Origin of the sequence: Dactylosporangium sp. NPDC006015 (genome assembly GCF_040614215.1) — a bacterium.
Taxonomy (GTDB): Bacteria; Actinomycetota; Actinomycetes; order Mycobacteriales; family Micromonosporaceae; genus Dactylosporangium; species Dactylosporangium maewongense.
Genome location: NZ_JBEXUD010000079.1, coordinates 23,992 through 34,674 on the forward strand (window position 1 = coordinate 23,992; position 10,683 = coordinate 34,674).

At 71.4% G+C, this 10,683-nt stretch carries 1 protein-coding gene (only partly in view); it reads right to left on the bottom strand.

What is annotated here, in order from left to right; all coding sequences use genetic code 11:
• Positions 1-10,680, bottom strand: partial view of a non-ribosomal peptide synthase/polyketide synthase gene (locus tag ABZ321_RS56045; RefSeq protein WP_354904895.1) — the start only. The gene continues 14,832 nt to the left of window position 1, outside the view; 10,680 of the gene's 25,512 nt are visible here — the first part of the coding sequence; its start codon is at positions 10,678-10,680; the stop codon falls past the left edge of the window.
• Positions 10,681-10,683 lie beyond the last annotated feature (3 nt).

Sequence of the window (10,683 nt, forward strand, 5' to 3'; positions counted from 1 at the left end):
CGCGGCGACGTTGTGCCGATAGTTCAGCAGGGCCGTGAACAGGGGTGCGTCGGCCGGGACCCCGCTCGCCCGCTGGGCCAGCGCCAGCGGGGCGTGCTCGTGGTCCAGCAGGCCGGCCAGCTGGCTCCGCATCGCGGTGACCGCGGACACGACGTCGAGGTCGCCGGTGCGCAGCCGCACCGGCAGCGTGTTGATGAACAGGCCAGGCACCCGGTCCGCGCCGGCACCGGCGTTCATCCGGCCGAACAGCACCGTGCCGAACACGACGTCGTCACGGGCCGCGACCACTGCGAGGACACGTGACCAGGCGACGTGCATCACCGTGGCCGGGCTGACCCCCAACCGGCGGGACACGTCGCGCAACCGCACACCCACGCCGGCGTCCACGTCGCCGTGTGCGACGACGACCGACGAGCCGTCGCCGTGGACATCGGTGACGCCGAACGCCGCGGTCGGCTCGTCGACGCCGTCCAGCAGGTCACCGAAGAACCGCTCGTGCTCGTCGGGGGTGCGTCCCGAGCGCGCCTGGGCCACGAAGTTGCGGAACGGCAGTGGCGCGGCCAGGTCGTCGGCGCGACCCGTCAGGATCGCCCGGACCTCGTTGAAGACGATCTCGACGGCCGTGTGGTCCTGGACCAGGTGGTGGATCCGCACCATCGCCATCCGGCGGCCACCGGTCAGCGCGGCCGTGTGGACGTCGATCAGCGGGGCATGGCCCAGGTCCATGGCCAGACCCACGGCGTCGACCAGGGTCGCGGCCGCCGCCTCGCCGTCGGTGCCGGCCTCGAGGCCGGTCTCGACGACCGGCAGGGTCGCGGAGCGCCACACCACCTGGACCGGTTCCCGCAGGCCCGACCACACGACCGAGGTCCGGAACACGTCGTGCCGGTCGATGACCTGTTGCAGCGCGTCCACGAAGGCGTCGAGGCCCGCGCGGTGCGGCAGCTCGAACACGCGCGCGACCGCGTAGGCGTCGTCGCCACCGTCGGCGAGGAGGTGGTGGAACAGGATGCCTTCCTGCAGCGGGGCGAGGGGGTAGATGTCGGCGACGTTGGCCGCGCCGCCGGCCACGGTGGCGACGACGAGCTCGATCTCCGGCTCGGTCAGCTCGGCCAGCGGCAGCATCCGCGGGGTGATGGTTCGTGCGCCGGCGGGGATGAGGTTCGCCGGCACGTCCACGGTCGCGGCGCCGGCGGCGGTGGCGAGACCGGCCGGGGTCGGGGCGTCGAACAGGCTGCGCACCGAGATCGGCACACCGCGGACCCGCAGCCACTCCACCAGGCGCACGGCGAGGAGCGAGTGTCCGCCCAGGGTGAAGAAGTTGTCGTCGACGCTGACGTGGTCGAGGCCGAGGATCTCTGTGAACGCCTGGCACAGCAGTTCTTCGCGCGCGTTCGCCGGGCCGCGTCCGGTGCCGGCCGCCGCCGCGAAGTCCGGGGCGGGCAGGGACTTGCGGTTCAGCTTCCCGTTGGGTGTCAGCGGCAGCGCGTCGAGGGTCACGACCGCGGACGGGACCATGTACTCGGGCAACCGCTCCCCGGCGTGCTCCCGCAGCGCCGCGCCGTCGACGGGTCCGACGACATACGCCACGAGGCGCTTGTCCCCTGGTGTGTCTTCCCGGGCGATGACCGCGACCTGAGTCACGTCCGGATGCGCGGCCAGCACCGCCTCGATCTCGCCCGGTTCGATGCGGAACCCGCGGATCTTCACCTGCTCGTCCGCCCGGCCGAGGTACGTCAGGTCGCCGTCGCCGCCCCACCGGACCACGTCGCCGGTGCGATACAACCGGCCACCGTCGTCGAACGGGTCAGCCACGAACCGCTCACCGGTCAGCCCGGCCCGACCCACGTAACCCCGAGCCAGCTGCACACCGGCCAGGTACAGCTCACCGGCCACCCCCACCGGCACAGGCGCCAACCGGTCATCCAACACGTACGCGCGGGTGTTCAACACCGGACGACCAATCGGCACCGGACCCTCCGCCGGGACCTCGCATGCGGTCACGTCCACGGAAGCCTCGGTCGGACCGTACAGATTGAACAAGCCGACGTCCGGAAGGATGTGGATGAAGCGGTCCCGCACCGCCGGGCCCAGGGCCTCGCCGGAGCACACCACCCGCCGCAGACCACCACACTCAGCCGCCTGCGGCACGGCCAGGAACGCCTCCAGCATCGACGGCACGAAGTGGACCGTGTCGACCCGCTCAGCACGGATCAGCTCCGCGACGTAGCCGGGGTCGCGGTGACCACCCGGGCGGGCGATCACCATGGTGGCGCCCTGGATCAGCGGCCAGAACAGCTCCCACACCGACACGTCGAACCCGAACGGCGTCTTCTGCAGCACCCGGTCACCTGGGCGCAGACCGAACTGCGCCTGCATCCAGACGAGGCGGTTCACGATGCCCTCGTGCGACACCACGACGCCCTTCGGCACACCCGTCGAACCCGACGTGTAGATGACGTACGCCGCCTGACCCGGAACCACCACAACATCCGCAGCCGTCGCCGTACCGGCAAACGGGCCCTCCGACAACACACACACCGCGCCCGCATCCGCCACCATGAACGCGACCCGCTCCGCCGGCAGATCAGGGTCGATCGGCAGATACGCACCACCGGCCTTGAGCACCGCCAGCAGTGCCACGACCAAGTCGAAACCACGCGGCAGGGAAACACCCACCACCGAATCCGCGACCACACCACGCTCGACCAGCAGCCGCGCGAGACCGTTCGCCCGACCGTCCAGCTCCGCGTAGGACAGCGACTCACCCTCGAACACCAACGCCGGCGCGTCCGGTGTCCGCGCCACTTGCCGGGCGAACAGCCCCGGCAGCGTCGCCGCCGGTACGTCGGCCGCGGTGTCGTTCCAGCCGGACAACACCAGATCCAGCTCGGCGGCGTCCAGCACGCCGATGTCCGACAGCAGCGTCCGCGGCCCGCCGGCCAGGCCGCTCTCCAGGGCCGCCACCATGTCGCCGGCCGCGGCGCGGACCATCCGTACCACCGCCAACGCGTCGATCGGCGCCGCCGCGTCCACGGTCACGCCCAGTTCACGACCGTTGTCGTCCATCGTCACTGTGAGCGGGTAGTTGGTGCGCTCGTGGGAGTACACCAACCGCGTGCCGGCGAGCTCGGCGGACCGTTCGATGTCACGTTCGTCGATGTTGTGCCGGTAGTTCACCAGCGTGGCGAACAGAGGAACGCCGCCCGGCACCGCACTCACCCGTTGCGCCAGGGCCAGCGGCGCGTGTTCGTGCTCCAGCAATTCCGCCAGCTGGACCCGCATCGCGTGGACGGCGGCGAGCACATCCGGGCCGCCGGTCGGCACCCGGACCGGCAGCGTGTTCAGGAACATCCCCGGCACCCGGTCCGCGCCCGCACCGGCGTTCATGCGGCCGAACAGCACGGTGCCGAACACGACATCGTCCCGTCCGGACACGACGGCGAGGACCCGCGACCACACGACGTGCATCACGGTCGCGGGGCTGACGCCCAATCGGCGCGCCGTCTCCCGCAGCCGTGCCGCCAGGCCGGGTTCGAGCCGCACCCGGGAACGAACCAGTCCTGAGCCGTCCCCGCGGACGTCGGTGACCCCGAACGCCGCCGTCGGCTCATCCACCCCGGCCAGCAGCGCCCGGAAGTACGCCTCATGGTCCCCGTCCGCGCGGGCCCGCGCCACGAAGTCGCGGAACGGCAGCGGCTCCGGCAGCGTGCCGGCCCGGCCGGCCAGCACTGTCCGGATCTCCGCCATCAGGACGTCCAGCGCCGTGTGGTCCTGGATCAGATGGTGCATCCGCACGAGGCCGAGGCACCGGCCGCCGGCGAGCGAGGTGGTGTGGACGGTCAGCAACGGCGCACGGCCCAGGTCGACGGAGAGGCCGACCGCCGACAGCAGCGCTTCCACCGGGTCGCCGTCCTGCCGGCCGACCTCGGTAACCGCCAGTGTCGCCGTCCGCCACACCACCTGTACGGGCTCGGGAAGACCCGTCCACACCATCGACGTGCGGAAGATGTCGTGGCGATCGATGACCCGCTGGAGTCCGGCGACGAACGCGTCGAGCCGGCCACGGTCATCGAACTCCAGCACGAACGGTGTGACGTAGACATCGTCGCCGCCGTCGGCGAGCAGGTGATGGAACAGCAGGCCTTCCTGCAGCGGCGTCAGGGGGTAGATGTCCGCGACGTTGGCGGCGCCGCCCTCGACGGTGGCGATGACCGCCCGGATCTCGGCGTCGGTCAACGCGACCAGTGGCAGCATGTCCGGGGTGATCACGTCCGCGCCGGCCGGGATCAGGTTCGCCGGGACCTCGACGGTCGCACCACCGGCGGCGCCGGCGAGCCCGGCCGGGGTCGGTGACAGGAACAGCGCCCGCACCGAGACCGGCACATCGTGGACCCGCAGCCATTCCACCAGCCGTACCGCCAGCAGCGAGTGGCCGCCCAGCGCGAAGAAGTCGTCATCGACGCCGACCACTTCGAGACCCAGCACCTCGGCGAACGCCCGGCACAGCAGTTCCTCGCGCGCGTTCGCTGGGCCGCGTCCCGCACCGGCGGCCGCGGCAAAGTCGGGCGCGGGCAGGGCCTTGCGGTCCAGTTTGCCGTTCGCGGTGAGCGGCAGCGCGTCCAGGACCACGACGGCCGACGGCACCATGTACTCCGGCAGCCGCTCGCCGGCGAACGCGCGCACTGCCGCACCGTCGACGGCGCCGACCACGTACGCCACCAGGCGCTGGTCACCGGGCGTGTCCTCACGGGTGATGACGGCGGCCTGCGCGACCTGCGGATGCGTGGCGAGCACCGCCTCGGTCTCGCCCGGCTCGACCCGGAACCCGCGGATCTTCACCTGGTCGTCCGCCCTGCCGAGGTACATCAGGTCGCCGTCGGCCGACCACCGGACCACGTCACCGGTGCGGTACAGCCGTGTCCCGTGGTCGAACGGGTCGGCGACGAACCGCTCACCCGTCAGGCCCGGCCGGCCGGCGTAGCCGCGGGCCAGCTGCACACCCGCCAGGTACAACTCCCCGGACACGCCGACCGGCACCGGCGCCAGCCGGTCGTCGAGCACATACACGCGGGTGTTGAACACCGGACGGCCGATCGGCACCGGACCTTCGGGTCGGACCTCGCATGCGGTCACGTCCACCGAGGCCTCGGTCGGACCGTACAGGTTGAACAGCCCGACACCCGGCAACACCTCGAAGAACCGGTCACGCACCGCCGGGCTGAGGGCCTCGCCGGAGCACACCACCCGGCGCAGCCCGATGCACGCGGCGGCCTCAGGCACCTCCAGCAAGGCCGCCAGCATCGACGGCACGAAGTGCACGGTGTCCACCCGCTCGTCCCGGATCAGGCCGGCGATGGACGACGGGTCGCGGTGCTCGCCCGGCCTGGCGACCACCATCACCGCACCCTGGATCAGCGGCCAGAACAGCTCCCACACCGACACGTCGAACCCGAACGGCGTCTTCTGCAGCACCCGGTCACCCGGCCGCAGACCGAACCGCGACTGCATCCAGACGAGACGGTTCACGATGCCCTCGTGAGCGACCACCACACCCTTCGGCCGGCCCGTCGAGCCCGACGTGTAGATGACGTACGCCGCCTGGTCCGGCCGCACCGGGACACCGAGGTCGCCGTCGGAGAGGTCGGCCAGCCGCGGGTCGTCGACGTCGACGACCGGTACTCCCGGGCCGGCCGACGCGTCGCCACCGACCACGCACACGGCGCCCGCATCGGCCAGCATGAACGAGATCCGGCCGGTCGGCAGCTCCGGGTCGATCGGCAGGTACGCCCCGCCGGCCTTCATGACCGCCAGCAACGCCACGACCATGTCGGTGCCGCGAGGCAGGCACACACCCACGACCGAGTCGGCGCCGACGCCGCGGCCACGCAACAGGCGGGCCAGGCGGTTCGCCCGGCCGTCCAGCTCGGCGTACGAGACGGTCCGGTTCTCGAACACGACGGCCGGCGCGTGTGGTGTCTGCGCCACCTGGCGTGCAAACAGTCCCGGCAGCGTCCCCGGCGGGACCTCGACCGCCGTGTCGTTCCAGTCGCGTAGCACACGGTCCAGCTCGGCGGTGTCCAGCACGCTCACCGCCGACACCGGTGCGGACGGGTCGGCGAGCACGGTCTCCAGCACCCGCGCCCACCGCTGGGCGATGACCGCGATGGTGGGCGCGTCGAACAGGTCCGTCGCGCCGATGAGCACACCGCGCAGCCCCATCGGGCGGCCGCCGTCGTCGAAGGTTTCGCTGACGCTCCACTCGAGGTCGAACTTCGCCGACGTCGTGGCGTGGGACGGCCCGCCCCACCGGTCAGCGCGCACACCCGGCAGATCGAGCACCGCTTCGGCGGTGTTCTGCACGGTCAGCATGACCTGGAACAACGGGTGCCGGGCAAGGGAACGGGCCGGGGACAGCTCCTCCACCAGCAGTTCGAACGGGACGTCCTGGTGTTCGAACGCGTCGAGGGCGACCCGGCGTGCCCGCGCCACCAGTTCGGCGAACGTCGGGTCACCCGACAGGTCGGTGCGCATCACGAGCGTGTTGATGAAGAAGCCGACCATGTCGTCCAGCGCTTGATCGGTGCGCCCGGCGACCGCCGCACCGATCGGGATGTCGGTGCCGGCGCCCAGCTTCGACAGCAGCACGCCCAGCCCGGCCTGCAGCAGCATGAACACCGTCACGCCTTCGGCCCGCGCGACCTCGAGCAGCCGTGCGTGCAGGCCGGCGCTCAGCTCCACCGGCACGGCGAGCCCACGGTGGCTCGCCACCACCGGCCGCCACCGGTCCACCGGCAATGTCAGCTCTTCCGGCGCCCCGGCAAGGGCCGACCGCCAGTACGACACCTGCCGCGAAACACGACTCGCCGGATCCGCCGCGTCACCGAGGAGTTCCCGTTGCCAGAGCGCGTAGTCCGCGTATTGGACCGGCAACGCCTCCCATTGCGGGGCGCGGCCGGCCAGCCGCGCCGCGTATGCCGCCGACAGGTCGGCGCCCAGGGCGCCGCGGGACCAGCCGTCTCCGGCGATGTGGTGGACGAGCAGCACGAGCACCTGCTCGCCGTCGTCGATCGTGAACAGTGTCGCCCGGATCGGCACTTCCAGGGCCAGGTCGAAGATGTGCCGGGCCGCGGCCGTCACGGCGTCGGCCAGTCCGGCGGCCGTCGTGCCGGCGCGGTGCAGCTGCCACTCGAGGTGCTCGAGCGGGACCACGTGCTGGAACGGCTCACCGTCAGCCGTGGGGAACACGGTGCGCAGCACCTCGTGGCGGCCGATCACGTCCCGCACGGCCGCACTCAGTGCCGTTGCGTCGACGTCACCCGACAGGCGCACCACCATCGGGATGTTGTAGGTGGCGCTCGGTCCCTCCAGCTGGTCGATGAACCACAGTCGTCGCTGCGCGTAGGACAGCGGCAGCCGTTCGGGCCGCGCCCAGGGCGCCAAGGCGGTCCGCGCTCGTTGCGCCCCGGCCAGGTGGCGGGCCAGACGCGCCGGTGTCCGCGCGTCGAACAGGGCCCGCAGCGGCAGCTCGACGCCGAAGATCGCGCGAAGCCGGCTGACGAGGCGGACGGCGAGGAGCGAGTGACCGCCGAGGGCGAAGAAGTCGTCGTCGGGCCCGACGTTGGTGAGGTTCAGGATCTCCGCGAACGCCTGGCCGAGCAGTTCTTCGTGGGCGCCGGCCGGCGCGCGGCCGGCTCCGGCGGTCGCGGTGTGGTCAGGGGCGGGCAGGGCCTTGCGGTCCAGTTTCCCGTTGGGTGTCAGCGGCAGCGCGTCGAGAGTCACCACCGCCGACGGGACCATGTACTCGGGCAACCGCTCGCCGGCGTACTCCCGCACTGCCGTGCCGGCGACAGGTCCGACCACGTAGGCGACGAGACGCTTGTCCCCTGTGGTGTCTGCCCGTGCGATGACCGCGACCTGGTTCACCTGCGGGTGCGTGGCGATCACGGCCTCGATCTCGCCCGGCTCGATCCGGAACCCACGGATCTTCACCTGGTCGTCTGCCCGACCGAGGTACATCAGCTGGCCGTCGCCGCCCCACCGCACCACGTCACCGGTGCGATACAACCGACCACCACCGTTGAACGGGTCGGCGACGAACCGCTCACCGGTCAACCCCGCCCGACCCACATACCCACGGGCCAGCTGGACACCCGCCAGATACAGCTCCCCCGCCACACCCACCGGCACCGGCGTCAACCGGTCGTCGAGCACGTAGACGCGGGTGTTGAACACCGGCCGACCGATCGGCACCGGACCCTCCGCCGGCACCTCACATTCGGTCACGTCGACGGAGGCCTCGGTCGGCCCGTACAGGTTGAACAGGCCGACACCCGGAAGGTTCTCGTAGAACCGGTCGCGTGCGGCTGGACTCAGGGCCTCGCCGGAGCACACCACCCGCCGCAGCCCGCCACACTCCGCCGCCTGGGGCGTCGCCAGAAACGCCTCCAACATCGACGGCACAAAGTGGACCGTGTCCACCCGCTCAGCACGGATCAGCTCCGCCACGTAGCCGGGGTCGCGGTGACCGCCCGGCCGGGCGATCACCATCGTGGCGCCCTGGATCAACGGCCAGAACAACTCCCACACCGACACGTCAAACCCGAACGGCGTCTTCTGCAACACCCGGTCACCCTCTTGGATGCCGAACCGGGACTGCATCCAGACAAGACGGTTCACGATGCCCTCGTGCGACACCACCACGCCCTTCGGCAGACCAGTCGAACCCGACGTGTAGATCACGTACGCCGCCTGACCCGACAGCACCACCACACCCGGAGCCGTCGCCGTCTCGGTGAACGGACCCTCCGACAACACACACACCGCACCCGCATCCGCCACCATGAACGCAACCCGCTCCGCCGGCAGATCCGGATCGATCGGCAGATACGCACCACCAGCCTTGAGCACCGCCAACAGTGCCACCACCAAGTCGAAACCACGCGGCAGCGAAACCCCCACCACCGAATCCGCGACCACACCACGCTCGATCAGCGACCGCGCCAGACCGTTCGCCCGACCGTCCAGCTCCGCGTAGGACAGCGACTCACCCTCGAACACCAACGCCGGCGCATCCGGCGTGCGCGCCACCTGCTCGGCGAACAGAGCCGGCAACGTCGCCACCGGGACGTCGACCGCCGTGTCGTTCCACTCGTGCAGGACACGGTCGAGCTCGCCGGGGTTGAGAACACCGATGTCCGACAACAGCGTCCGCGATCCGCCGTCGAGACCGGCTTCCAGCGCGGGTACGAGGCCGGCGACCACCACGTGGAGCATTCCCGCCACCGCCCGCGGGTCGATCGGGCCGACCGCGTCGACGGTCAGGCCGAATCCGGTCCCGTCGTCGTCGATGGACACCGTCAGTGGGTAGTTGGTGCCCTCCCGGGAGTACACGGTCCGGACACCCTGGACCCCTTCGGACGACTTGGCCTCGACGGCAGCGTTGTGCCGGTAGTTGAACAGCGTGGCGAACAACGGCGTGTCGGCCGGGACGGCGCTGACTCGCTGGGCCAGCGCGAGGGGCGCGTGCTCGTGCTCCAGCAGCCGGGCCAGCTGGCCGCGCATCGCGGTGACGGCGTCGACCACGTCGAGGTCGCCGGTCGGCACCCGCACGGGCAGGGTGTTCATGAACAGACCGGGCACCCGGTCCGCGCCCGCGCCCGCGTTCATCCGGCCGAACACCACGGTGCCGAACACGACGTCGTCCCGTCCAGCCACGGCGGAGAGGACCCGCGACCACGCCACGTGCATCACCGTCGCCGGGCTCGACCCCAACCGGCGGGAAACCTCACGCAGCCGCCCGCCCAGGCCGGCGTCGAGGTCGACACCGGTCCGCACCAGCCCCGACCCGTCGCCGCGCACGTCGCTGACCCCGAACGCGACGGTCGGCTCGTCCACGTCCGACAGCAGCTCCGCGAAGAACGCCGCGTGCTGGTCGGTGGTGCGTCCGGCCCGGGCCTGAGCCACGAAGTCGCGGAACGGCAACGGTTCGGGCAGTTGGTCGGCCCGGCCGGTCAGGACCGCCTCGATCTCGGTCCTCACCACGTCCAGCGCGGTGTGGTCCTGCACCAAGTGATGGACCCGCAACAGCCCCCGCCACCGTCCGTCGGCGAGTGGGGCGACGTGCAGGTCCAGCAGCGGTGCCCGGTCCAGGTTCATCGACAACCCGACCGTCGACAGCAAGCTCGCCGGTTGGTCGGCGACGGCGTCGGGCAAGCGCACTTCGATCACCGGCAGCGTTGCCGAGCGCCACACCACCTGGACGGGCTCGCGCAGCCCCGACCACACCACCGACGACCGGAACACGTCGTGCCGGTCGATGACCTGTTGCAGCGCGCCGGCGAACCGGTCGAGCCGGTCCCGGTCGTCGAACTCCAGCACGAACGACGTGACGTACACGTCGTCGCCGCCGTCGGCGAGGAGGTGGTGATACAACAGGCCTTCCTGCAACGGCGCCAAGGGATAGATGTCCGCGACATTGGCCGCACCACCGCCGACCGTGCCGACCACGGCCTCGATCTCCGCCTCGGTCAGCTCGACCAGCGGCAGCATCCCCGGCGTGATCACCCGCGCGTCAGCCGGGATCAGGTTCGGCGCCACCGCAACAATCGCAGCCTCCGCCAACGCAGCCAAACCCGCCGGCGTCGGCGCATCGAACAACCCACGCACCGACACCGACACACC